General features: G+C 62.9%; 17 protein-coding genes. 9 read left to right on the top strand and 8 right to left on the bottom strand.

What is annotated here, in order from left to right:
- Nucleotides 1-8 precede the first annotated feature (8 nt).
- Nucleotides 9-938, bottom strand: coding sequence for a dihydrodipicolinate synthase family protein (locus G6N74_RS11760; RefSeq protein WP_165117454.1), 930 nt, complete (start codon nucleotides 936-938; stop codon nucleotides 9-11).
- A 193-nt stretch (nucleotides 939-1131) separates the two neighbouring features.
- Here G6N74_RS11760 and G6N74_RS11755 point away from each other — a divergent pair, with 193 nt between their 5' ends.
- The 8 genes from G6N74_RS11755 (at nucleotide 1132) to G6N74_RS11720 (ending at nucleotide 9555) form a co-directional block, all read left to right on the top strand.
- A complete protein-coding gene (locus G6N74_RS11755; RefSeq protein ID WP_165117452.1) occupies nucleotides 1132-2271 on the top strand; it encodes a mandelate racemase/muconate lactonizing enzyme family protein in 1140 nt (379 codons plus the stop codon).
- Nucleotides 2272-2335: 64 nt separating this feature from the next.
- Nucleotides 2336-3922 (top strand): ABC transporter substrate-binding protein, encoded by a 1587-nt coding sequence (locus G6N74_RS11750; protein WP_165117450.1) that lies wholly within the window; start codon nucleotides 2336-2338, stop codon nucleotides 3920-3922.
- Complete coding sequence (locus G6N74_RS11745; RefSeq protein ID WP_165117448.1) at nucleotides 3919-5010, top strand: ABC transporter permease; 1092 nt, start codon at nucleotides 3919-3921, stop codon at nucleotides 5008-5010. The genes G6N74_RS11750 and G6N74_RS11745 overlap by 4 nt, the downstream gene beginning before the upstream one ends.
- Before the next feature lie 4 nt (nucleotides 5011-5014).
- On the top strand, nucleotides 5015-5938 hold the full coding sequence (nikC, locus tag G6N74_RS11740) for a nickel transporter permease (protein ID WP_165117446.1): 924 nt from the start codon (nucleotides 5015-5017) through the stop codon (nucleotides 5936-5938).
- The gene (locus G6N74_RS11735; RefSeq protein ID WP_165117444.1) at nucleotides 5935-6789 is read left to right on the top strand and encodes an ABC transporter ATP-binding protein; all 855 of its coding nucleotides are present in this window, start codon (nucleotides 5935-5937) and stop codon (nucleotides 6787-6789) included. Before nikC ends, G6N74_RS11735 begins: the two co-directional genes overlap by 4 nt.
- On the top strand, nucleotides 6786-7562 hold the full coding sequence (locus tag G6N74_RS11730; protein ID WP_165117442.1) for an ABC transporter ATP-binding protein: 777 nt from the start codon (nucleotides 6786-6788) through the stop codon (nucleotides 7560-7562). The genes G6N74_RS11735 and G6N74_RS11730 overlap by 4 nt, the downstream gene beginning before the upstream one ends.
- On the top strand, nucleotides 7563-8783 hold the full coding sequence (locus G6N74_RS11725) for a mandelate racemase/muconate lactonizing enzyme family protein (RefSeq protein ID WP_165117440.1): 1221 nt from the start codon (nucleotides 7563-7565) through the stop codon (nucleotides 8781-8783).
- A gap of 67 nt (nucleotides 8784-8850) precedes the next feature.
- Nucleotides 8851-9555: a FadR/GntR family transcriptional regulator gene (locus tag G6N74_RS11720; RefSeq protein ID WP_246245726.1), complete on the top strand. Its 705-nt coding sequence runs from the start codon at nucleotides 8851-8853 to the stop codon at nucleotides 9553-9555.
- A gap of 164 nt (nucleotides 9556-9719) precedes the next feature.
- Here the strand turns inward: G6N74_RS11720 and G6N74_RS11715 are convergent, their stop codons facing one another.
- The 6 genes from G6N74_RS11715 to G6N74_RS11690 all read right to left on the bottom strand — a co-directional run bounded on the left by G6N74_RS11715 (nucleotide 9720) and on the right by G6N74_RS11690 (nucleotide 15527).
- Nucleotides 9720-9962, bottom strand: coding sequence for a hypothetical protein (locus G6N74_RS11715; protein ID WP_165116863.1), 243 nt, complete (start codon nucleotides 9960-9962; stop codon nucleotides 9720-9722).
- Nucleotides 9963-10607: 645 nt separating this feature from the next.
- On the bottom strand, nucleotides 10608-11885 hold the full coding sequence (locus G6N74_RS11710) for a TRAP transporter large permease (protein ID WP_165117838.1): 1278 nt from the start codon (nucleotides 11883-11885) through the stop codon (nucleotides 10608-10610).
- Nucleotides 11885-12403: a TRAP transporter small permease gene (locus tag G6N74_RS11705; RefSeq protein WP_165117436.1), complete on the bottom strand. Its 519-nt coding sequence runs from the start codon at nucleotides 12401-12403 to the stop codon at nucleotides 11885-11887. The genes G6N74_RS11710 and G6N74_RS11705 overlap by 1 nt, the downstream gene beginning before the upstream one ends.
- Entirely contained in the window at nucleotides 12400-13071 is a 672-nt protein-coding gene (locus tag G6N74_RS11700) for a cyclase family protein (RefSeq protein WP_165117434.1), read from the bottom strand. Before G6N74_RS11700 ends, G6N74_RS11705 begins: the two co-directional genes overlap by 4 nt.
- 15 nt (nucleotides 13072-13086) lie before the next feature.
- The gene (locus G6N74_RS11695) at nucleotides 13087-14091 is read right to left on the bottom strand and encodes a TRAP transporter substrate-binding protein (protein ID WP_165117432.1); all 1005 of its coding nucleotides are present in this window, start codon (nucleotides 14089-14091) and stop codon (nucleotides 13087-13089) included.
- 38 nt (nucleotides 14092-14129) lie between these two features.
- Nucleotides 14130-15527, bottom strand: coding sequence for an NAD(P)H-dependent oxidoreductase (locus G6N74_RS11690; protein WP_165117430.1), 1398 nt, complete (start codon nucleotides 15525-15527; stop codon nucleotides 14130-14132).
- Between the two features lie 272 nt (nucleotides 15528-15799).
- On the opposite strand from G6N74_RS11690, the gene G6N74_RS11685 reads away from it, so the two are divergent.
- The gene (locus G6N74_RS11685; protein ID WP_165117428.1) at nucleotides 15800-16531 is read left to right on the top strand and encodes a GntR family transcriptional regulator; all 732 of its coding nucleotides are present in this window, start codon (nucleotides 15800-15802) and stop codon (nucleotides 16529-16531) included.
- Between the two features lie 24 nt (nucleotides 16532-16555).
- Here G6N74_RS11685 and G6N74_RS11680 read toward each other — a convergent pair whose 3' ends face one another.
- Nucleotides 16556-25861, bottom strand: a complete 9306-nt coding sequence (locus G6N74_RS11680; RefSeq protein WP_312857865.1) for an autotransporter-associated beta strand repeat-containing protein — start codon at nucleotides 25859-25861, stop codon at nucleotides 16556-16558.
- Nucleotides 25862-26149 lie beyond the last annotated feature (288 nt).

The raw sequence follows: 26149 nt of genomic DNA, 5'->3' as shown, positions 1-26149 counted from the left end.
GCCTTTGACTATTCGGCTGCACTAGCCGTTTGCACCGGGTGTCCGATACTGGCAAGAATCCGTCCGAGTTCCTCGCGGTCCTTCGCCGAAAGTTCTGGCAGACCGGGCAGGCGAACCGGGCCGACGTCCCATCCGCCTAGCGCCAGCGCCTCCTTGACCACTGTCACATTCGCGCCGTTGTTGAACTTCGTGCGCATTGCCTCGAATGGCGCAATCGGCGCAATCAGCCCGCGCGCATCGTCATAACGGCCGGCTTCCAGCGCGGTCCAGATGGCCAGCGACCGCTCCGGATCGACATTGACCAGGCCCGATGTGAACCCTCTTGCGCCGGTGGCATAGAAGGCGGGTGCCCAGCCCTCGGCCAGCCCGCAGACCCAGACCGCCGCACAGTCGCTTGTTGCCCTGATGCATTCGGCCATATGCATCAGATTGGGTGTGGCAAACTTGATCCCGGCGATGTTCGGGTGCCGGGCGATGCGCACCACTTCGCTGACCGGTATGTTGTCCGAGCGCAGATAGGCCACGACCGGCACGGCGGATTCTTCGGCAATGGCAATGAAATAGTCGGCCTGCGCCTGTGGCGCGGCGAAGGGATCGAGTGGATGGTGGGACATCAATGCCTCGGCGCCGGCGCTGATCGCCAGTTTCGCTGTGGCAAGAGCCTCGCGCAACGACCGGCCAACAGCTGCGGTGCGAACCGACTTTGACCCTTCCATGGCAGCGAAAGCGACGGCCTGCAGGCGAACGACCTCGTCGAAGGTAAGGCTGAAGAACTCGCCGGTGTTGCCCCCTGAAACGATGTTGTGAATGCCCGCGTCAGTCTGACGTCGCACCAGCCTTGCAAGCAAGGCCTCGTTCAGCGAGCCGTCCGCCTGATAGGGCGTGACATGGATACCGGATATTCCGCCGAGCGATGCCCGAACCCGTTCGATGCTCATGCAGAGTCTCCTTCAAACCGGACAGTGAGGAACATGTTCAACCCATTCAGGTACCAGCCTGTGGGTCGATTGGGGCCGATTTATCAATCATATGAACAACATCTTTTAAATCAGTCAAGCAAGATGAAAACATAATTGACAACTTGAAAGGGCATGGCTAGCCTTCAATCGCTACCTGGGAGGATCGTGTGGCATGAAAATCGTTCGATTGCGCAGCTTCATGGCGCGCGATGCCAATCGCCCTCGCGTCGTCGTCGCGATCGACACGGATGCCGGCATCACTGGTTGGGGCGAGTGCTACAATCACGGGCCCGACAAGGGGCTGATCCCGATCCTCGATTACTTCTTCGAGCAGATCAACGGCGAGGATCCCCGGCGCATCGAATACCTCATGCTGAAGCTTCAGCAGCAGGCGCGGTTTCCCGGCAGCGCCATGCACCTTTCCGCCTTTTCGGCCATCGACCATTGCCTGTGGGACATTTCCGCCAAGGCGCTTGATGTCCCGGTCTACCGGCTGCTGGGCGGCGAAGTGCGCGATCGGGTGCGCGTTTATCTTGGCGTCTATACGGCGCCTGATCCGGCGATCGCGATCGATACGGTTACCGCAGAGAACGAGAAATACGGCCTGACGGCTTTCAAGCTCAGCCCTTACCGGGTCGATTTCCATGCAGAGCGCTGGGGCGAGGTGGTGCGCACCAGCGCCGACTATTTTCGCCGCCTGCGCGAAATGGCGCCGTCGAATTTCGAGTTCGCCTTCGACGCGCATGCCAAGCTCTTCGAGCCCTGGCAGGCGATCCAGCTCGGCGATGCGCTGGCACCGTATGATCCGCTGTTCTTCGAGGAGCCGATCAGGCCGGAAAATTTCGAGGCCTGGGGCGCAATCCGGTCAAAGATCAAATGCCCGCTGGCCACCGGCGAGAGCCTCTACAGCCGCTACGAATTCCTCAAGCTGTTTCAGGTGCGCGGCTGCGACATCGCCCAGCCGGACATCTGCGTCGTCGGCGGCCTGCTCGAAATGCGGAAGATCGCAGCAATCGCCGAAGCGCATTTTATACCGATTGCCCCTCACAATCCTATGGGGCCGCTCGCCACCGCAGTGAACCTTCACTTCGCGGCAGTGACCCCGAACTTCAAGATCCTCGAATACCGGCTGCCGACGGAAGCGCCCTATGTGAAGGACCCGTATCTGCCGAAGGACGGCTATCTCGAACTGCGGCCGGACCGCGCCGGCTGGGGAGTCGAGATCGACGAGAAGTACCTCGAGAAAGACCACTACCTTCATTGGCAGCGGAAGCTGCCGCAGAAGCCGGACGGTTCGCTCGGCTATCCGTGAACGCTTTTGACAATCCGCCGGCCGGCAAGTCCTGGTTCGGCGCCCAACGGGAGGAAGATGCACGATGAGACGTCTGATAGCCGCAGCACTTCTTGCATCGGCAGCAGCTTTTGCAAGCGCCGATGCACTCGCCAAGTCGCCTCCGAACATGCTGGTGATAGGCACCAATCTCGGCGGTATCCGCACGCTGGATCCGGCGGCGAACAATGCGCGCACGGTCTCCGAGCTGATGTCCAACGCCTATGACAACCTCGTGCAGACGAAGCCTGCAAGCATCGACAAGCTGGAGCCGATGCTGGCAACGGAGTGGTCCGTCTCCGACGACAAGAAGACGATCACCATGAAGTTGCGCCCGGATGCAACCTTCTCCAGCGGCAATCCGGTGACAGCCGAAGACGCCGCCTGGTCCATCCAGCGTATCATCAAGATGGGACAGGTCGGGTCCACCGATCTGGCGCTGTGGGGCTTCACCAAGGACAATGTCGACCAGCTGGTTCGCGTGAGCGATCCGCACACGCTCGTCATCGAGCTGCCCACCGAAGTGAACACCGACCTGGTACTCGCCTCGCTTGCCGGTTCCTCCGTCGGCATCGTCGACAAGAAGACGGCGCTCGAACATGAGGCGAATGGCGACTTCGGCTCCGGTTGGCTTGCCGCCAACACGGCCGGCAGCGGGCCATTCGTACTGAGCCAGCTTCGCCCGAACAACCTTGCGATGTTCGACGCCCGCAAGGACTATTGGGGCGGTGCACCGGCGATGCAGCGCGTTGCCGTCATGCACATTCCCGAATCCGGCAATCTGCGCCTGCAGATGGAAAAGGGAGACGTCGACGTTGGGCACTATATGTCCAGCGGCGATCTTGAGGCCCTTTCCAACAGCCCTGACGTGGTCATCGACAAGGTGCCTGGGCTGGGATTCTACTACATCGCCCTGAACACGAAAGATCCGGATCTCCAGAAGCCGGAAGTGCGCCGTGCCTTCCAGCACGCCTTCGACTGGAAGGCGATCCAGGACAACATCATGAAGTATCTGGGTGATCCCTGGCAGTCGATGGTGCCCAAGGGCATGATAGGCGCTCCAGCCGATCCGCTTGGCCGCAACACCTATGATCCGGAGTTGGCCAAAAAGCTGCTGGCTGAGGCGGGTTATCCGAATGGATTGAAGAAGACGCTCAACCCGTCCAGCGACGCACTTCGGCCGTTCGCCGAGGCGCTGCAGGCCAGCGCCCGTAAATCCGGCATCGACTTGAATCTCGTTCCTGGCGAGTTCACCCCGGCCTTCCGCGAACGCAAGTTCGAGGTGCTGGTCGGCAATTCCGGCGCCCGCCTGCCCGACCCGTTCGCGGTTGCGACGCAATACGCCTACAATCCCGACAACAGGGACGAGGCACGGCTAGGCAGTTACTATCTGTGGCGTGTCGGCCAGCAGAACGAGGAGCTCAACAAGCTGGTGGACGAGTCGATGCGCGAGGGCGATGCCACGAAGCGGGCTGATGTCTTCAAGCAGATGGACGACATCTACAGCAAGATGGACCCGGGCCTGGTGATATTCTTCCAGCGCAGCGACCCCTATGTGATGCTGAAGAACGTCAAGGGCTATGCCGGTCATACGACATGGTCGACCCGCTGGCACGACGTAACCAAAGAATGATCGCCGCCAGCACAGACGGGCGGGACGCACCGCTCGATGTCGATGACGGCTTCGAAGACACGGAGCCGTCGCGCGGCGCCCAGTTGGTGCGGCGCTTCGCCGGCCGCGCCTTCGCCATTGCGACGACCCTGCTTGGCCTGCTGGGGCTGACATTTGCCATGGGCCGCCTGCTTCCCAACGACCCGGTGATCGCCATCACCGGGCCGGAGGTCAGCAAGGAAGTCTATGACCGGGTGTTCCTGGAACTCGGCCTCGACCGGCCGGTCTGGGAGCAGTTTCTGACCTATGTCGGCAAGGCGCTACGCGGCGATTTCGGCGTCTCCACAACCACCGGCCAGAAGGTCGTCACCGACCTTCTGATGGTCTTTCCAGCGACGTTCGAACTCGCGATCGTGGCGCTCCTGGTTGGTGTTGGGTTGGGTGTGCCGCTCGGCATCATCGCGGCGGTTAAGCGCGGGACAATCATCGACCTTATCGCGCGCCTGATCGGCCTGGCCGGCCATTCCATTCCGAGCTTCTGGCTGGCCTTGATGGCGCTGCTCCTCTTCTATGCCAAGCTTGACTGGTTCGCTGCCTCCGGCCGCGTCGATGTCTTCTATGAAGGGCTGGTCACACCGGTGACGGGGTTCCTGCTCCTGGATTCGGCACTCAGCCGCAACTGGGACGTTTTCTGGAACGCGCTCAACCACATCGTCCTGCCGGGAACGATCCTGGGCTACTATTCGGTCGCCTATATCAGCCGCATGACCCGCAGCTTCATGCTGGAACAGCTCTCGCAGGAATATGTCATCACCGCGCAGGCCAAGGGCCTGTTGCCGCGGCAAGTGATCTGGCGCCATGCCTTCAAGAATATCCGTGTGCAGCTGCTCACCATCATCGCGCTCACTTTCGGCGGATTGCTCGACGGTGCGGTCCTCATCGAAACCGTCTTCGCCTGGCCGGGGGTGGGTCAGTATCTCACACGCGGCATCCAGATGAACGACATCAATATCGTGATGGGCTCGGTGCTGATGATCGGCGTGCTCTTCCTGGTCATCAATCTGGTCTCCGATGCGCTCTATCGCATCCTCGATCCACGGACACGGTAAGGTCATGAGCGAGCAGATACTGGAAAGACGGGTCGGCATACGCGGGTGGCTCTTGCAGCCAAACCCTCGCGGCCGCACCCAGGCCACCGCGCAGCAGCTCTACAAGAACTGGCAGCGCTTTTGCGGGTATCCTCTCGGGCTTGTCGGCCTGGCCATCATCGTGCTGCTGATCGTGGTGGCCATCTGTGCGCCGCTTCTGACCAGCTACGACCCGATCGCGCAGAATATGGCGAACCGGCTTGCGGCGCCCTCATGGGAACATCTTCTGGGTACCGACGAGTTCGGCCGTGACGTCTTTTCGCGCATCGTCTACGGCGCGCGCACGACGCTCTACATCATCATGCTGGTTGCCGTGATCGTAGCGCCCATCGGCCTGCTGATCGGCACCTGCGCCGGCTATTTCGGCGGCTGGGTGGACGAGATTCTGATGCGCGTCACCGACGTCTTCCTGTCCTTCCCCGGTCTGGTTCTGGCGCTCGGCTTTGCCGCAGCGCTCGGCCCCGGCATCACCAATGCGATCATCGCTATTTCGCTCACCGCCTGGCCGCCGATCGCGCGGCTGGCGCGCGCCGAGACGCTCAGCTTGCGCAAGGCGGATTTCATCGCCGCCGTCCGGCTGCAGGGCGCTTCGGCCTGGTCCATCATCCTGCGGCATATCCTGCCGATGTGTGTGCCTTCGGTGATCGTGCGCATCACGCTCAACATGGCGAGCGTTATCCTGACCGCTGCCGGTCTCGGTTTCCTCGGCCTCGGTGCCGTGCCGCCTTCGCCCGAATGGGGCGCCATGGCATCCAGCGGCCGCGAATTCATGATCGAAAGCCCGTGGGTCATTGCCGCCCCCGGCATTGCCATCGCTCTCGTCAGCCTTGCCTTCAACCTGTTCGGCGATGCTCTGCGTGATGTGCTGGATGCGCGAGGTAGCGAATGACCGCGCCCCTGATTGAGGCCGCCAACCTTGAAGTGGGCTTCGGCGGCGGCAAGATAAAAGCCGTTCGCAGCGTTAGCTTCACGCTCGGCCGCGAAAAGCTAGGCATCGTCGGCGAATCCGGCTCGGGCAAATCGACGGTCGGGCGCGCCATCATGCGCCTGCTGCCGCCCACCGCGCGCGTCGTCGCAGACCGCTTGCGCTTTCAGGAGATCGATCTCTTGACCGCCAGCAACCGGGACATGGTGCATGTGCGCGGCCGCCGCATCGGCCTGATCCTGCAGGACCCGAAATATTCGCTCAATCCGGTCATGCGCGTCGGCGAGCAGATCGCCGAAACTTACCTCCAGCACTATCCCGCAGCAGGGGGCAAGGCGGCGGCGCGGGCGCGGGTTCTGGAAATGCTCAACGCCGTCAAGATCCGCGACCCGGAACGCGTCGCCAGGCTCTATCCGCACGAAATCTCCGGCGGCATGGGCCAGCGCGTCATGATCGCCATGATGCTGATTGCCGAGCCCGAAGTCATGATTGCGGATGAGCCGACCTCCGCGCTCGACGTGACCGTGCGCCTCGAAGTGCTGAGCCTTCTCGACGAGTTGGTGACGCGCCGCAATCTCGGCCTGATCCTGATCAGCCACGACCTCAATCTGGTCCGCCGTTTCTGCGATCGTGTCATCATCATGTATGCCGGGCGCATCGTCGAGACCTTGGCGGCATCGCAGCTCGGAGAGGCGAGGCACCCGTATACACGGGGGCTGCTGGCATCGCTGCCATCCATCGACCACAAGGTGTCGCGCCTGCCGACGCTGAAGCGCGATCCTTCATGGATCGACGCGGTGGAAACGAACTCATGATCGACGTCCGCAATCTCGTTGTCCGCCTCGGGTCGCCGCCGCAAGCGGTGGTCAAACGCGTGAGCTTTTCGGTCGAGACCGGCGGCAGCTACGGTTTGGTCGGCGAGTCCGGCTGCGGCAAGTCAACGGTGCTGCGCGCCATCTCCGGCCTCAACCCCGACTATCGCGGCGAGATCGAGATCGGCGGCAAGGTTCTTAGCCCTGTTCGTCCCAAGGAATTCTACCGTTCGGTGCAGATGGTGTTCCAGGACCCATACGGCTCGCTGCATCCGCGCAAGACGATCGGCGCGCAGTTGCTCGAGCCGTTGCGCAACCAGCGCCTGCCACGATCGCGTGAAGCGGTGTTCGAGGCGCTGACATCTGTCGGGCTCAATCCCGAGCTGCGTTACCGTTTTCCGCATCAGCTCTCCGGCGGGCAGCGCCAGCGCGTCGCCATTGCGCGGGCTCTCATTTTGGAGCCGCAGGTGCTGCTGCTCGACGAGCCCACATCTGCCCTCGACGTGTCGGTTCAGGCGGAAATCCTGAACCTGCTCAACGAATTGCGCGAGAAGCGGGGGCTGACCTATCTGCTGGTCAGCCATGACCTCGCAGTGATCGCCCATATGTGCGACCGCGTAGGCGTGATGCAGGCCGGACAGATCGTCGAGGAGGTCGAGGCAGACAGGCTGCGCGCCGGCACGCTTGAGCACCCCTATTCCAGGCTGCTTCTGGAAGCGAGCCAGCAATATGGCGGCTCGACGGAAGAGCCGCTTACGATGAACGGAGCCGCGTAAATGAAGATCACAGCCATCGAAACCTACCTGATGCAGGTCGGTGGGCCGGGGGAGGCGAAAAGCACGGCGTCGGCCGGACATTATGAAGGCGGGAATTTCGGCGGCTCGCGCAACTGGCTGTTCGTGCGCATCCTTACCGACGAGGGCATTCACGGTGTAGGCGAGTGTTCCGGGTGGCCGCGCGTCATCGAGACGGCGGTCAAGGATCTCACGCCGCTGCTCATCGGTGAGGACCCGGCGCATATCGACCGCCTCTGGCACAAGCTGCTGGCTTCCATGATGGGGCACGGCATGCTGGGAACGGTCGGCGGTGGCGCGCTGACCGGCATCGAGATGGCGCTGTGGGACATCAAGGGCAAGGCGCTTGGACAGCCGGTGTGGAACCTGCTCGGCGGCAAGTTCCGCGACCGGGTGCGCGTCTACGGCCATGCCCACGACACCAACAAGGCGGATCGCCTGCTGGCGCTCGGCTACACCGGCATCAAGGTCGGCTTCACCGGCACGGTCGATCTGGACCTCGTCGCCTCCATCCGCGACCACATCGGGCGCAAGGTCGATCTGATGGTCGACGCGCATGGCCCCTCGTGGATGACGACGCAGGATGCGATTGCCGTCGGCCGGGAACTGGAAAGCCTGGACCTCCTGTTCTACGAAGACCCGGTGGCGCCGGAAGACCTCGATGCGCTGGCGCGCGTCAGGGACGCCGTCAACGTTCCGCTTGCGGCAGGCGAGCGCGTCAGCACCATCTGGGGCATCCAGCCCTATATCGAGCGCGGTCTGGTCGACGTGATCCAGCCCGACACCGGCCGCGCCGGCGGCATCACCCAGATGCGCAAGATGGCGGCGATGGCTGAAGGCCACTACATAACGCTCGCGCCCCATTCTGGATCGCTGGGCCCTGTCGCGGAATTTGCAGCACTGCACGTGATGGCGACGATCCCCAATGCGCTGATGCTCGAGCGCCTGGAATTCGACTGGGAAGGCCGCGACGATGTCATCACGCCCACACTGAAAGTCGTGGACGGGCATATGAAGGTGCCGGACGCTCCGGGGCTCGGCGTCGATATTGTTATCGAGGAAATCCTCAAATATCCGAGCCGCCGCAACGTGCGCGAGATCAGCCCCGACGACGGTACCGCCTACGCGCTTGGCACCGCGCACGAAGTGCCATATTTCCAGACCCGTTTTGAGCGCCGGCAGAAGCTGCGGATCCATCGCTAGAGTTTGAATATGCTGCTCGATATCCGTGATGGTAGATTCGGCGAGGCGAGAATGTGAGATGATTTCGATGGTTTTCGAGACAAAGCCGTCAAGTTTTGCCGACCAGGTTTACGGGCGCATCCTCGACGAAATCCTGAGTGGGGCGTTCGCTCCGGGTAGCCGCTTGCCCGGCGAGAATGACCTGAGCGAAACCTTTGGCGTGTCGCGGCCAGTAGTGCGCCAGGCGCTGGCGCGGCTGCGCGTCGATGGTCTGGTGGAAGCGCGGCGCGGTAGCGGCACCTATGTGTTGAGCCGTCCGTCGGACAATCTGACCGATGTCACCAGCCTGACCGACGTATCGCGCTTTCTTCGTTACCAGGAATTGCGACTTTCAATCGAAGGCGAGGCTGCGGCATTGGCTGCCGAGCGCCGAACCGAGAAAGCTTTGTCCGACATTGTGCGGGCGCACGAACATTTTGCGCAGCAGATCGGGCATGGCACCTTCGACGCAGAAAGCGACCGCACCTTTCACCTCGCCATACTCGACGCCACTGGCAACGAGTTCTTTCGCGGCGCGCTGGAAGGCAACGGCGTCGTACTCAGCGACTTCATGGGAATATCCCTGTCGATAACCCGCACGGGATCGACCGATCGCGCGCGCAAGGTTGTCTCCGAACATACCGACATCGTCGAGGCGATCCGCAAGCGTGACGCGGTGTGGGCGAGGGCGGCGATGGAACTGCATATCATTCACGCGCGGCGGCGGCTGACGGACCGAACCCTCGACCCATAGTTTTTACGACGGCCGGTTTTCATTCGAGCTTTTCCAAGCCTAAAAGGGCTATGCCGAAAATGTCGTCAAGGAGCCATTGCTTGAGGAGGCGCTGGGTGACTGGTCACACAAACTTGTGGCAAAACGCCTGTCAATTGAACCGGAATCCGTTCTTCAAAAGAGGCTCAGGCTGAAGGCTGTTGGCAACAGGCATTCAGCGTCTTTGAAGTGGGCATATGCTGAAGTCCCGCATCATCGGTGCCTGAAGGCAACATCAGATATGTCACGCCGTTTCTGTTTGCCTTGACACTCGCCTGGCGCATCAGAAGGCGAATATCGTCCGGGGTGTATCCGTCCCTTTTCATAACCTTTCGGATGATTGGTTCGTTCAAGATCTCATCGAGCGTGGGTTCGCGTCCATGTCCCATACGGCACCTCCAAATTTTGATATGCGGATCATAGACGCAAACGATGACCGCGTGATGTCCGCAATCCGGCTGATATGGGAATTCGCACTTCCGTTGTCACGGTTGTCGGACTGCACGTAATTGTGAGAACGCGAGTGTTCCCGACAGTCGGTTCGCTGGAAGGGCGACGGAGCCGTTGGCTTCCCGTGCCTATCTCCCCGAAAATCTGGGGAGTTGTCGGATGCTTGTTCTCTCCTTGGCAAGGCGCAGCATGCTGGCAGGAGTGCCGGTAATGGCGACCGGTTTTTTCCGCCCCGTCGGGCGTGGGTTCATTCGCTGTCGAGCCCAAAGCGGAGAATGGCGCGCCTGATGATTTCGGCGATTCCGGAGCGGCGCTGAAGGCAGGCGTCGCTCTGCGATCGATGGAGGCTTCACCTGCAAATAATGCCGCTGCGACGGCGTTGGAGCGCACCTGTCCCGCTGAATGCTCGCGTGAAAACGCCATTGTGGCACGCGCTTGAACATGAGCGATAGGGCAGCCGGGAAATCCAGGATGGGTTCCTAGAACGCATCTCGTTACGACCATCGCTCGTAGGCATCCCGAATATGACTGCTGTTCTTCCTCAAACGGTGAAGGTGGAACCCGTCAGTTCAACCGCGTGGGGTTCAGTAAAGCCATTTCGCAGGCGCCATCACGATCTGCGGAAACAGTATCAGCAAAGCGAGAAGCACCAACTGGATGAGGATGAAAGGGGCAGCTCCTTTCACCACCTCGATGTATCTGATCTTGGCGATTGCGCAGACGACGTTCAGAACCGCACCAACGGGCGGCGTGATCAGCCCTATGGCTGCCGTCATGATGAAGATCACGCCGAAATAGACGGGATCGATGCCGGCTTGCTTGACGATCGGCAACAGCACCGGCGTCAGGATCAGGATCGTGGGGATGAAGTCGAGTGCCGTTCCCACCACGACCACCAGAAGGGTGATGACGATCATCAGCAGCAGTGGGCTTTCCCGCAACGGCCCGAGCCAGGCGCCGATTTCGCCGGGCACATTGGCAATGGCGATCATGTAGGCCGTGATGCTCGCCGCCGCGACGAGGAACATGACGGCTGCCGTGGTGCGCACGGTGGCCGCGAAGCAATCGTAAAGGCGCTGAAGCGAAAGCTCCCGGTAAACGAAGAAACCGGTCAGGATCGCATAGACGCAGGCGACGACGCCGGCCTCGGTGGGTGTGAAAACACCGGCTTTCAAACCGCCGACGATGATCAGCGGAAGAATGAACGCGAAGCCCGCATCGAGCGCTGCCTTGCCGATTTCCTTTCCGGAGCGGCGGGGAAACACTGCTGTGTCCTCGCGGCGGCTCAGCCACCACCAGGCGATCGCCAGCGCGAGCCCCATCAGGATGCCGGGAACGATGCCGGCCAGAAACAGCCGCGTGATGGAAACGCCGCCGGCAACGCCGAAGACGATGTAGCCGATTGATGGCGGCAGGACCGGCGCGATGATGCCGCCGGCGCCGATCAAGCCGCCCGAGCGGCCCATATGATACCCGGCCTCGCGCATGATCGGTATCAGCATCCCCGCAAGCACGGCCGTATCTGCGATCGCGGAGCCCGAAAGACTGGCCAGCAGGATCGCAGTGACGATCGCGACATAGCCCAGGCCACCACGCAGATGCCCGACCAGCGCCAGCCCGAAATTGACGAGACGGCGCGACAGCCCGCCCGCATTCATCGCCTCGCCTGCGAGCAGGAAGAAGGGAATGGCGAGCAGCGGAAAGCTGTCGGCGCCATTGGTCATCTGCAGCGCGATCGACTGCCAGTCGAGCGCGCCGAGATACCACATCATGGCGACGCCGCTCAGCAGCAGGCCGAAGGCAATGGGAACGCCGATCAGAATCGTGGCCAGCAAGACTCCGATGAAGATGAGAAGCACGATCATGAAAGATCATCCGTTTCGGCCGTGCCAGGCGACAGCACCGCGCCCAGCAGATCGGCGAAAGCGATCACGCCGATCGCAAGCCCGGCCAGGAAAGGCGCGGCATAGGTGAGGCCGGTCGGGAGCCCCGATACCGGAGCGATATTGGACATGTTGGCCACGGTTTGGCTGAAGGCACCGCTGGCCAGAATGGCACTGCATATGACGATGCCGATGTCGGCAAGGATGCGGCAGATGCGCTTGCTGGCAGGCGACAAGGTCGCGGTGAGCAGGTCGACGCCGAGATGTTCGCTGCGGCGGGCAACCAAAATCGCGCCCAGGAAGGAAATCCAGACGAACATCATCCGGGATAATTCGTCGGTGACGGTTATGCCGCTGTCGAAGACATAGCGCATGACCACATTGGCAAAGACCAGCGTCACCATGGCAGCCAGCACGAGCACCAGTGCGGCTTCCAGCGCGCGGAAACCAAGGTCGGCCGCTCTGAGCAGAGCGGCGCCGACATATCTCGATGTCATCGGTCGTCTCCCTCGATGGCGAACACGCGTGCCGGCGCGCCATCGGCATTCACTATCTTGAGCGGCGCTGCGCAAAGGAGCAGGCGTTTCTCACGCAAAGCAGCAGTGTTGACGACATATTCGATCAGCGTCACGCCGGCGCGCAGAAGAATGTCGTGCGTCACGTGCTCCTCGTCCGGAACGCGCACATTGTCGAGCAGAAGCCGGATCGGATAATCCTGCGGAAAATCCACGGCGAGCGCCCTGGGCTTGAGTTCCAGCAGCCACTGTGCTGCCTCGCGCGTCAGCCAGGGCGCCTCGGTCCAGAATTGCCTCGTCTGGTAGTCGCGCTTCAGATCCCATTGGGTCGCCAGCAGCAGGATGTCGCCCTCCTCACCGCCGGGATCGGCAGCGGCAAGCGCGGCGGGCTCGATCGCGGTGTTTGCCTCCAAGGCCGACAGGTCGAAGACGCGGCAGCGGCCGACGACCTGTTCGAGTGGCGTCGCCTCGATGGTGGGTGCGCCATCGATGAAATGAGCCTGCGCATCGACATGCGTGAAGCCGTGGCAGGTGGTAGCCAACCGTGTCACGCGAAACTGGTCTCCGGCGGACTTGTCGCCCTTGACGGCTATCTCCGGCTGCCACCGGAAATGCTCACTCACCGGCATGCTCAGATCGACGATGCGCATAGCTCTATTCCTTCGTTAACCCGCCAGTTCGGCGATGCGCTCAGGCAGGTCCGGACCAAACTTGGTGGCGAAGTCCCCGCGAACCGTATCCGCCACGATGGCCCGGAACGCCTCGCGATCCGGATCCTCGACGGTCTCCATGCCTTCCTGCTTGAGCGCCTCGAGGCTGGTGACTTCACGCTCGGTATTCATCTGGCGCTGCCTCTTGGCAGCCTCCTTGGCTGTCTCCAGCAGTGTGTTGCCGAGCTCTTCACCCAGGGCCTCGAACTTGGCCTTGTTCATCACCAGCGGCGACGTGGTAAAAGCATGCTGAGTCAGCGAAAGATAGCGCTGAACCTCGAAGAATTTCGAATTCAAAATCAGCGTCGTCGGGTTCTCCTGCCCGTCGATCGATCGCATTTCAAGCGCTGTGAAAAGCTCGGTAAAGGCCATCGGCGTCGGTGCTGCGCCGAGCAGTTCGAACGCCTTGATGTGAGCGGGATTGGGTGTGGTGCGGATCTTCAAGCCATGCAGGTCCGCCGGCGTTTTGACCGGGCGTCGGCTGTTGGTGACATTGCGCCAGCCGGTCTCCCAGGTCGCCAGGGCAACCAGCCCTGCATCCGAGAAGCCGGCGCGCAGTTCGTCTCCGATATCACCGTCAAGCACGGCTGCGACGTGGTCGCGGTCCTTGAAAATGAAGGGCAGATCGAGAACGTTCAGTTTCGGCACCAGGCCGGTAAAGAACGGATTTCCCGTCACCATCATGTCGAGCGTGCCTGCACGCACGGCATTGATCATGGTGGAATCGCTGCCGAGTACGCCGTTGGGAAACAGCTGGACGCCAAGCGCGCCGCTGGTCCGCTCCTTCAGGGCCTCGTCCATCCACTGGCCGGCGTCCTGCCAGCTGTCCGTGTCGGGGTGAGGATGGGCGAGGCGCAACGTCTTGGCGGCGCTCGCCCGCGCCAGATGAGGCATCGCCAGCATTGCCGCAGTCGTGCCGGCTCCAGCCAGGAAAGTACGTCGGGTGAGGTTCAGTTTCATGGTTCCTCCCATGTCGATTCGTGTTGGTATTATCTGTTTCAGGCTCGCCCTTCAGCGAAGAAATGAGCATCCTGAAGGCGGCGCAGTTTCATAAGCTCGCTGTCTTCCGGAATTTCGAGATCGGCCATTCTGATCGGCTCGCCTTGCCTGACCGGACGTGACAGGCGTTTGTTCGAGGCAAGGTAGAATGGCGCCGGTGCGTCCGGCACAAGCGGGCCGGCCGGCAGCATCATTGATGAAACGCCCTCGATCGAATGGTGATGTCCGCCCATGGCAAGCGTTGTGCCGGCAGCCAGATCGACATCGGCAACGGCCACAAGATCGACGTGGTGGGAAGGCTCGGTGCCGCCAGTGGAAACGCCGTTCATTCCGGCCGCCAGGATGCTGGTTGCGGCTTCGAGGCCAAGAAGATGGCGCGGAATATAGACCATTGCGGCGTTGCCGTTCCGGCTCACCACATGCCCTTTCTCCTCGAGCATCTTCCAGGTCGGGCGATCTTCGCAGCGCACCACCACGAAGACCCCGCCAGCAAAGCTGATGCCGCCGGGATCACGCAGGCAATGGAAAACCTCAAGCCTGCGCGGACCGGAAAGGATACCACCCTCCGAGGTCTCGCACAGAATGGTAGGCACTTCGTCGATCCGGGCTATCGGCGCATGAAGCTGCGGACGATCGGGCGCGAAGCCGACAGCGTTGGCGACGACTGAAAGTTCGCACAAATCGGGCACTGCGCGCTGCGGCAGGGCCGCCGCCGCCCTGGACCGCGCCTCGGCCACCAGCGAACTGTCACGCCCGTCGAGACGCGCGTATTGGCCAAACTCCGGCGCCGACACGGTCCTGCCGTTGCTCGTCAGCGTCCCGGCAGCGGCGTCGAAGACGAAATCGTATTCGCTCGACTTGCCTGCCGCGATAATCTCGAAACCCAGGGTCTCGGCCCAGCTTACAAGTCCGATCAGCAGGCTAGGCTGATCACCATCGACCGGCGTAACAACCTTGCCGCGCGATCTGGCCATAACGGCAAGGCCGGGACCGACCACGCTGTCAACTTCTTTCGAAACCAGTGCGAGATGCCGTCCAGCCTCGATCGCCATCCGCGCGTGTCGCGCTCCGGCCTCCGGGTGACCGGTGGCTTCCACAACGACGTCCACGGGCAGGCCGGCAACATGCTCAAACTCACCGGCGGCGATGAAGGCACCTTCATTCCAGGCTTTTTCCGCCGCCTCCGCGTTATCGCAGACGCGAATGTCCTCGCGTGCAATCCCAACCGCCAACATGGCCTGTAAAGCAGTTTGCGCATCGACGTCGACAGCCACGCGAGCGCGCATGAGCGGCACCCGCAGGCCCTGCGCGAGGAAGCTTCGCCCGAAGCCACCCGTTCCGATAACGCAGGTCTCGATGAGACGGTCGCCGGCATTGAAGTATGCGTGATAATTCATCGAGAAATTTCTTTGTCTTTCTGAAAATAGTCCTGGGCCGCAGAACGGCCTCGAATTGAACTCGTATCCAGCGGGCGGTGGTTCCCGTCCCGCGCGTCTCCTTCCCGCGCGCGCAACCTCACTGCATGCAATCACGCCTCAGCCGAAACTCAGGCGGCCTGTTTGGACCGCAGTTGTCGCGCATCAGGGCCGCTTTAAAAGCTCATTGCATGCAATATAGGCAAGCTGTCAATGGGCTTGTGCCTTTTTTGCGGTGTGTCTAGGATGTTTGCATGCAATATGCCTCAAAAACGACAGACCAATCCGGACTTGAAGCGACTTGGCCGCGGGGTCGGCGCTCTACCTTCGTGGCCCAGCGCGTTCGCGACATGATTGTCGCGGGAGATATAGAAGCGGGAACGAGGATCAACGAGCGCGTGCTGACGGAGCAGCTGGGCGTTTCACGAACTCCGCTGCGCGAAGCCTTCAAGATCCTCGAGGGGGAGGGCCTTGTCCGCATCGATCCCAACCGCGGAGCAACGGTGGTCGGCATCTCCCCCGAAGAGGTGGAGGCTGCCATCGAAGTGCTGATCGGGCTGGAGAGCGTGGCAGCGGCGCGCGCCTGCGAACGGGCAACACCGCAGATGATCGCAGAGATCGAGCGGTTGCACGCTGAGATGGTCGATGCCTATCAGCGCGGTGAGCTCATGGAATATTTCCATATCAACCAGACAATTCACCAGCGAATCGTCGATTGCGCACACAATGCCACGCTGTCACGCATCTATGCCGCAGAAAGCGCGCGCATCCGCAGATATCGCTACGCCGGCAATCGCCGATCCGAACGCTGGGCGCGGGCGGTGTTCGAGCACGAGCAGATTCTCGACGCGCTCAGGCAGCGCGAGGGGGCGCTCCTGCGCGAGGTGCTGCGCGCGCATCATCTGAGCGGATGGGGCGTGACGCGGAACGTGCTGGAAGGTGAGTTGTCGAAAGCGGAGAACCAGACATTACCGGGAGACCGGTAACGTCCTTGTTGGTTCGTGCGTGCTTCAGAAGCTTACTGCAAGATTGGCTTTGAAGCTTTGGTCGATGGCCCCGCTGCCGAATTGGCCGGCATAGGAAAGACCGAATTTGGCGGCAGGCGACAGGGTGAAATCGAGCCCGGCTTCGACGATCGCGCTGTTTCGTGCGATCGGCACGCCGGCGACTGTGAAGGTACTGCCGCCGGTGAAGGCGAGCGAACTCAGCGGTGTGACATCGCCGAAGGCGTGCCGCCAGCCGACCGTGCCGTGCAGGGTGGCGTTGAAGTCTTGTATCATGATGTCGGTGCTGCCACGCACGCCGAGCGTTGCGAAAGTCGTCTCGGTGGTCGAGCCGGAGCCCGTCAAAGCTGCCTTGCCACCCTTTTCGCCGAAGCCGTCGGTCCTGACGGCAACGTAGTTGAGACCGGCGAACGGTTCGAATGTCGAGCCGCCGGCATGCAGGCGGTAGCCGACTTCACCGAAGACCTGTGTCGTGCCGGCATCGTACTGCGCCTTGAGACTGTCCGAAAAGCCGGGGAAGGCGACCTCGCGGCTGATCTCGATGTTGTTCCAGCTGTATGCGGCGCCGCCGCGCAGGCCGAGGTTGCCCCACTGGCCGCCGCCGAACACGCCGAAATTGTAGGCGCTGGCGCTGCCCGATGAAGCCCGGCCGTCCGCATCGAAGGAGCTGTGGCTGTAACCGCCGAATATGCCGAGGCGGAAATTGTCGCTAATGCTCGCGTCGGCACCGCCAACGAATCCTCCGGTGCTGCTGTCGAAAGCCGCTGCGTTGCCGTCACTGCGGGTCTTGTCCCACGAACCGTAGGCCTGGCCCCAGACGGCGAAGCGGTCGGTCGTCGCTTCCGCGAGCAAGGGGCCGTCCGGACCGTATGCCATCACCGGCAGGGAGCTTGCGGCATCGCCGAACGCAGCCCTTATCCGATCATTCGCGGCGTTGGCGAGGAGATTGCTGTCTTCGGCGAGCATGCCCTGGACCGAGGCATGGACCTCGCCAGACAGTGCGTCGAAGGCCTTGCGGGCTGCTTCCTCATCGAGATTGACGATGGCCTTGTAGAGCGCATGCTGGTTGCCCAGCTTTTCGGCCGCACCACCGGTAGCGATCTGGTTGCGGGTAAGCGCGATGTCGGTGAATGAGACGGCGTTGCGATCGAGCTTCAGTCCGATCGCGTTGGTTGTGTAGGACAGTGTCGGCGTCAGAAACGCAAGGTTGGTGGTGACCGAGGCGAACTGGCCGAAGATTCCTGAGGCGGCCGTCAGGATGGTGTATTGCGTCGACTGTCCATAGTTACCGCTCCCCGCAAGAACCTGCACGGTACCGCCTGAAAGCGTCGTCTTACCCGAGACGGCGAGCCGGTCTGATTTGCCGGTGGCATCGACGTCGACCTGGAAGGTGGAGCCGGCGGCGAAGCGTGCGTCGCCGGCGACATCGAGCGTGCCGATGGAATTGCCGGCCGCGACCGTCGAGCCGGACAGCGCCGTAACCTTGCCGACGGTGCCCGTACCGCTGAGGATCGCACCCGATTCCACGGTGACGCTTGAGTTCGCGAGCGAGCCGTTGACGGCAAGCCGACCGGCACTGATCGTGGTTTCCCCGCTGAGCAGGCTGGTGCCCGTCAATGTCAGCGCGCCGCTGCCCGTCTTGGCGAAGGTGCCGGTACCGTTGATGGCATTGGCGAAGCTGGCGTCGACGTTGTGGTCGATGACGAATGCTGCATTGTTGAGGACGGCTCCCGTTCCGAAGCTCGATGCCGTGCCGGCAAGCGTTCCGGACGCTATCGTCGTGCCGCCAGTATAGGTGTTGGTGCCGGTGAGCACGGTCTTGCCCGAGCCGGCCTGCTGAACCGCGCCGCTGCCCGAGATCGAACCGGCAAAGGTCATGAGGTTGGATCGGTTGAAGGCGAGTACGCCGCTATTGTCGACGTTGCCGGCCATGGAGCCGGTCGTGCCGCCATTGCCGAGCTGAAGCGTGCCTGCCTTGATCCTGGTGCCACCCGAGTGGGTGCTGGCGCCGGTCAGCATCAGCGTCGCGCTGCCCGTCTTGGTGAAGACGCCGGTGCCGTCGATGGCGTTGGCGAAGCTGGCGTCGACGTTCTGGTCGATGACGAGTTCAGCCTCGTTGAGGATGGCTCCGGTTCCGAAGCTCGATGCCGTGCCGGTAAGCGTTCCCGACGCTACCGTCGTGCCGCCCGTGTAGGTGTTTACGCCGGTCAGCGTCAGCGTCGCGGTGCCGGACTTCGTCAGTTTGCCCTGGCCGGAAATGGTGCCGGATGCCGTGAGGTCTGCCTGCGTATCGAGCATGCCGCCCGCGGCGCGTAGGTCGATGTCGCGCGCAGTCGTCATCGCAGCCGTGTTGCCAAGAGTACCGCCGGCAAAGGCAAGGCCGCCGGAGGTCGCGCCGAGATTGGCGTCGGAAGAAACCGAGAGCTTGCCACTCTTGATGACCGTGCCACCGGTGTAGCTGTTGTTGCCGGTCAGTATGAGGGTGCCGTGATCATCCTTGACGAGCGTACCGCCGCCGGTGAGTTCCGATGCGATCGTGGCCTCGGTCCCGGCGCTGGAGGTCGTCCCGTCTCCGACGCGAATGGTTGTTGCCGCATCCGCGAGCGTGATGGCATCGCCCTCGACCTTGTAGCCGTCGCTTGCAAACTGCATGCCGGTGACGGCAATTCCGCCGAGGCTGCCGTCGACCGTCACGGTGCCGGCCTGGCCCTGGAATATGGCGTAGCCGGGTTGCGGCTTCATCGGTGCATTGAAAGCGCCGTCCTGCTTGGTCCAATTTCCACCGGTAGCGCTCCACACTCCGTCGCCGCCATCAACCGTGCCGTTGTTGAAATTCGCGGCTGAGCCGCCGTCCCAGAACGACAGTGTGGTGCCGCCCGCGTTGACCATGTTGATTTGCGAAGCGATTGCGGTCTGTACGGTCAAGTCGCTGGCAAGGAAGGCGGCAGGAACGGTGCCGATGGCCAGCCCGTTGTCGGTCAGCGCGCCGCCATAGTTGAATAGGCGATAGATGCCTGCGCCAAAGTCGTTGCCGCCGCTGACATTGATGGTGCCGTCGAGTGTAAGGTCGCCGACGACATCGATGCGATCGCCAGTCAGGCCAAGCTCGTAGTCGAGATAGGCACCGCTCGCCAGAGACAGCGAGCCCAGGGTCAACGGGCCGAGGCCCGATCCGGACGCGAGATGGCCGCCATCGGAAATCGTGACGGCCCCGTCGATGGAACCTGAGCCGCTGAGCGTCGCGCTGCTTTCGACCGTGACGGCGGTGTTGCCCAGCTTGCCGTTGACCTGCAGCCGGCCGGCCTGGACCGAGGTCGTGCCGTTGTAGGTGTTGTTGCCCGATACGGTCAGCGTGCCAACGCCTTGCTTGACCAGTCCGCCATTGCCCGAGATGACACCGGAGAAGCTGGTGTCGCTGGCATTGCCGGCGGTCAGCGTGCCGGCACCGAGCGTCACTCCGCCGGCGCCCGCAAGCGATCCGATGATCTGGTCGTAGCCGTCGAGGTCAAGGGTCGCGCCCGAAGCGACGCTGAAGGCACTGCCTGCCGCAAAGGTGTCTTCCGCCCCTGCCTTCAGCTTCCCGGCTTCCACTTTGGTAGCGCCGGCATAGGTGCTGGAGCCTGACAGGGTGAGCGTGCCCGATCCGGACTTGGTCAGGCCGCCACTGCCGCCGATGTCGCCGGCATATGCAGTTGAGGTGTTGTTGCCGCCGGTGGTGAGCGTGCCGGCGCCCAGGGCGACTTCGCCCGTACCTGCGAGCGATCCGATGGTCTGGTTGTAGCCGCCGAGGTCGAGCTTTGCGCCCGACTCGATGCTGAAGGCGCTGCCGGCCGCAAAACTGTTGGCCGCGCCCGCCTTGAGGGTGCCGGCGTCGACGAACGTGTCCCCGGTATAGCTGTTGGCGCCGCTGAGCGTGAAGATGCCCGTTCCATCCTTCGTCAGACCGCCGGTGCCGGAAATCCTGCCGGAGAATGTTGTCGAACCGTCATTGCCGCCAGAGGTCAGAGTTCCTGCGCCGAGAGTGACATCGCCGGCTCCCGCCAGCGATCCGATGATCTGGTCGAAGCCGTCGAGATCGAGCTTGGCGCCCGAAGCCACCGCCACGTCGCTTCGCGAATCGAATGCGCTCGAAGCGCCGGCTTTCAACGTGCCTTCGCTTACGGTCGTCGCGCCGCCGTGATCCATCCCGTAGATGACCAGCGTACCGGCACCCTTCTTTTCGATGGCGCGCGGCACCCCGCCGCCGGTCAGGATGATCCCGGTCTGCGTGGCAGTGCCCTGCTTGACCCAGAGTTCGGTATTGTCCTGCTGGACGGTCAGGATGTTGGTAAGCTCGACACCGGCCGCATAGTCGAGCGCGCCATCGTACATCATGAGATAGCCGGTGCCGATCGCCGAGCTGTTCTCGACCCGCAATGTGCCGGCCTGCACATTGACTATGCCGTCATAGCCGCTGTTGTCACCCGTCATTGCCAGCACGCCGGCGCCATATTTGTTCAAAATCCCCGAGCCGCTGATGTCGCCGTCAAACGCGATGTCGTCCGATCGGTCGAACGCCAGGGTGCCGGAATTCGCCACATTGCCGGCCAGCGAGCCATTCGTCGCTCCGTCGCCGACCAGCAGCACACTGTCGCTGTCGATCGTCGTTCCGCCCGTATGGCTGAGGTCGCCACTCGCCACCAGCATGCCGCCACCGGTGACGGTAACAGTTCCGGAGCCGGAAACATCGCCGGCGAAAGAACCGTAAAAATCCGACCGGTTGAAGACCAGCGCACCGTCGTTGACGACGTCGCCAACGATCGAGCCGGAGCTTCCGCCATCGCCAATCTGCAAGGTGCCGACATTTATCTCGGTGCCGCCGGTATAGGTGTTGGCGCCAGTCAGTGTGGTCGTGCCGGTGCCGTTCTGCTCTACCCGCCCAGTGCCCGAAATCTCGCCGCCCAACGTCAAGCCGTCGTCCGTGCGGTTGAAAGCCAGCACGCCTTCGTTGGCGATGTCTCCGGCAACCGAGCCGGCAGTGCCGGCGTTGCCGAGTTGCAGCGTGCCCGCCTTGATCGTGGTCAGGCCGGAATAGGTGTTGTCGCCGGCCAGCACCAGCGTGCCAAGGCCTAGCTTGTCAAGACCATGGCCGGTGCTGGTCAGAACCGACGAGATGATGGCCGTCACGCCGGCGTCGGTGTTGACGAAGCTCGCGTCCGTATTGCCGTAGGCGTCACCGGACAGGTCCAAAGTTCCGCCGGCCAGCTCATAACCGTCCGTTGAGAACTGGAGGCCTTGGAAGGCCAGGGTCCCTTCGACCTTGACCGTGGCGGCGGTGCCGGCAAAAACGCCGACCTCGCCGCGCCAGCTGTCATTGATGCCGGCTTCGCCGGGCGCGCCGGTCCAGTTGCTGTTGGCTGCGTCCCATGTACCCACGCCGCCGTCTACTGTGCCGTTGCCGGTCATGTCTGAGCCGTCCCAGAACTGCAAGAGCTGGCCGTTATTGCGCAGCAGCAGGTTGACCTGGTTGTTGACGGCGGTGCTGATGATGGCGTCGGTGGGCAGCGTGTCGAATGAGCCGGTGGTCGTTCCGGAAACATTGAACAGCCGGTAGTAGCCGGTCACCGCGTTGGGTGTTTCCAGTGTGCCGCCCAGTGTCAGGTCGCCCTCGACGACGACAAGATCGTTGGTAGGGCCGCCGGCCACACCCTGCGTGCCGAGCTCGAAGACGCTGGTCGAACCGGAATTGAGCACGAGGTCGCCATCGACGGTGAGGGTGCCGGGGCTGTTGCCGGCGGCAAGCGTGCCGTTGACGATGGTGGAGGCAAGTGTGCCGCTGCCGCCGATGGTGGCACCGGCGTCGACGGTGATGCCGGAAGACGAGGCGATCGAACCGTTGACGAGGAGGGTGCCGGCGGAAACGGTCGTCGCGCCGGTATAGGTGCTGTCGCCGGTCAGGACGGTCGTGCCGGTGCCTGTCTGGTTGAGCTTGCCGGTGCCTGTGATTTCATTGTCGACGGTGACGATGTCGGAACGGTTGAAGGCAAGCGTGCCGCCATTGTTGACGTCGCCTGAGCCGAGCGTGCCGGATGTGGTGCCATCGCCGACCTCGAGCGTGCCGCCGCTGATGGTGGTGGTGCCGGAATAGGTGTTAGCGCCGCTCAGGGTCAACTTGCCTGCGCCGGCCTTGGAAACCGTGCCCGTTCCGCTGACGACGCCGTCGAAAGCGCTGTCGTTGAAGCGGTCGAATGCAAGTGCGCCGCTGTTGTCGACATCACCCGATAACGAACCGGCAGTGCCGCCATTGCCGATCTGCAGTGTTCCGCCCGATATTTTGGTGCCGCCGCTGTAGCTGTTGTCCGCAGCAAGGACGGTAGTGCCCGGCCCGATCTGTTCAAGGCTGCCGCTGCCGTCGATCGCCCCGCCGAGCGTGACGGATCCGGTTCTGTCGATGACGAGCTTGCCGTTGTTGGTCACTGTGCCTGCCAGCGAACCGCCGGCACCGCCATCGCCGATCTGCAGCGTGGCATCGGTGATGGTCGTGCCGCCGCTATAGGTGTTGGCGCCGGCCAGCACCAGTGTGCCGCTGCCTTCCACGGTCAGGGCGCCCGAACCGCTGAACCCTGCCAGGGAGGTCAAGGTCGTGCCGTCGAGTGCCACGGTGCCGCCACCGGCGCCGATGGTGCCGCTGCGGTTCATGTCGAAGGACGATCCCACACTGAGCGTACCGCCGTCGAAATTGAGGGTCCCGTTTGACGCGCCCATGTTGTCGTTGGACAGCACCGAAAGGGTGGCATCGCCGGAAATCGTGGTGCCGTCCTGATAGCCGTTGGTTGCGAGTAGGGCGAGCGTGCCGCCGCCGGCGACGGTGAGGCTGCCAACGCCATTGATCGCACCGGCATAGGAAAGCGTCGTGCCTTCGACTGGGGCGATCGTTCCCGTGCTCGACAGCGTGACCGCGCGGTTCATGGTGAAGCTGTCCGTGGTGGCCAGTGCGCCGCCCGTAAAGATCAGCCCGCCACTGCCCAGCGTGTCGTCGCCGGTGACCTCGAGCGTGCCGCCGGCCAGCGTTGTCCCGCCGGAATAGCTGTTGGCGCTGTTGGTGAGTTTCAGCGTACCGGGTCCGCTCACGGTAAGCGCGCCGGTTCCGGTGAACTGGCCGGAGTGGATAAGGGTTGCTCCCGCAGCCTGAGCCAAGTCGCCGCCCGTCCCGTTCAGCACGACATCGCGCATCGCCGCCGACGAACTGCGGGTCTCCAACGTGCCGCCCTGAAGCGTCAGCGCACCTGCCGTGTCGCCGAGGCTTGAATCGTTGAGCACTGACAGCGTGCCGCCGATCAGCGTAGTGCCGCCGAGATAGGTGTTTGCGCCGTCGAGCGAGACCTTGCCGCCGCCGGTGACGGAAAGCGCGCCCGCGCCGCTGAGAAGGCCGTTGTAGGTAAGCGTGATTCCTGACGCCGCCGACAGGGTGCCGCCGCCTGTGTCGAGGGTAGCATCGAGGTTGGTGGTCAAGGAAGCGGTTGCCCGCAGCGTACCGCCGTTGAAGCTCAGCGCGCCGGTGCCGAGATTGGCGCCTGCCGAGACGGAAAGCGTGCCGCCGTTGATATTGGTGCCGCCTGAATAGGTGTTGGTGCCGCTCAGTGTTGCGGTGCCGCTGCCGGTTTTGTTAAGGGCGCCGCTGCCGGCAAGTGCTGTAGCGAGCGAGCCGCCTTGGATGTTGAAGGCCGTCGTGGCGGTAATCATGCCTGTGCCGGTGACGCTGCCGCCGGTCACCGAGAGGGTGTCGACGCCAAGATTGTATCCGGAAGCAACATTCAACGTCGCAGTGCCGCTGTTGGTCAGCGTGCCTATGCCGGTCATGTTGCCGCCGGTCAGCGAGAGCGTGCCGTTGTTCTGGTTGCTCAGGTTGCCGGTGACGGTCACGTCGCCGCCCAGCACTTTTATCTGTCCGTCGTTGTAGATACCGCTCGCACCGGCGGACAGCGTCGCGGTTCCGGTAGGGCCGTTGAAATTGATGGTGCCGCCGCCCTGGTTGTTGATAGCGCCGGCATCGATGAGGTTGCCGCCGGCATCGACATTGATGGTGGCATTGTTGTTCAGCGTGTTGCCTGTGCCGCGCAGCGTTGCGCCGGCGCCGACACTGATCGTGCCGGCGCCATTGTTGATCGTCTGGGCGCTCAGCGTGCGCCCGGCAGCGATCGCGGTCGTGCCATAATTCGTCAGCGTGGTGATGCCGGACACATCATCGGCAGTGGTCGAGCCGCTCACCGACATCGTGACGCCGCCGTTGACCTGGATCGTGTTGTTGAACGCGCCCGCCAGCGTCGTATTGCCACCAAGCTCGATCGCGCCGATGTTGCTGCTGGCGAGCGCCTTGATACTGTTCACGCCGCCGGTGATGATGATGGCGGTGGAGGTTGCGCCGTTCGACCCGCCGGCGGCTCCCTGGACGCCGCCGGCGATCGTGCCGCTGTTGATGATCGTCAGGTTCTGGCCGATAATGCCGAAGCCGCCGGGCTGTGGCCGGTAGGGCTGGAAATTCTGGAAATCGGTGCCGCCGCCGCCGCCCTTGATCGTGCCGGTGTTCGTTATCGTCAACCCTGCGGAACCCGTGGCGCTGATGCCATTGCCACCGCGGCCACCCGCACCGTTCTCCGACAGGTTGGTAAATGGGTAGATGCCGTTCACGCTTCCGCCGCCGCCGCCATTGCCGCCGGTGATCGTGCCGGAATTGGTGAGGTTGGCGCCGGTCGTGGCGATTATGCCGGAACCACCACCGCCACCACCGCCGCCGCCGCCATAGGAGCCGGCGGGGACGGAACCGTAACTTCCGCTACCACCGTTGCCGCCATTGCCGCCGGTGATGGCATTGCTGTTGTTCATATCGCTGCCGAGGACCAGTCCGGCGCCACCGGCGCCACCACCGCCACCGCCGGCGCCAACTATATAGCCGCCACCGCCACCACCGCCACCATCCGAGCCGCCGCCGCCGCCGCCGCGGGACCCTTGACCGCCCGTGGATCCGCCTCCGCCGCCAGGTGCGGTCGCGCTGCCATCTCCATAGCTGCCGCCGGCTCCGCCGCCGCCAGCAGTGGTACCATTGCCGCCGGCGCTGCCACCACTCCCGCCATTGCTTCCGATGAACTGGGCCAGCGCCGGCTGGTTCGTCGTCAGCAGCCCAAAGGGCGCGACCAGGGCAGTGCCGGCAAGCAGGATCGCGCGGTAGCGTGCATACGGTGAGCTTGCCGGGGCTTCGGCCTTCCTAGCGGCAGGATACCTCTGGACGCTATCGTTTTGGGCGGCGTCCGGTCGGCTGCGGCGAATGCTATTCACTTGGTCTTCCCTCTGGCAAACGCAAACCGGCAACAGGCGTCGCGCAAAGCTTCGCCGCCGCCGAAAACAGCCATGCTGCCGGTCGCAGTTCACATCAGTTGCAAAAATTCCGGTGCCGCTCGCCTATTCCCCAAGCGCCGACGAGCCGGACCTTATGACCGGCAAAAATTGTGGTCAATTATCCGGAAATTACTATTTTTGGGTGGAATTTTGCCGAGCGTTTATAGCCGCTTAACTGATATCGCCTGGCAGGCTCGTGGAGGACGCAGAGCCGACGGTCGAATTCTC

This window comes from Mesorhizobium zhangyense (assembly GCF_011045115.1).
Classification (GTDB): domain Bacteria; phylum Pseudomonadota; class Alphaproteobacteria; order Rhizobiales; family Rhizobiaceae; genus Mesorhizobium_M; species Mesorhizobium_M zhangyense.
The sequence above is the reverse complement of the archived record's forward strand: the minus strand, read 5'-3'. Positions and strand labels throughout refer to the sequence as shown.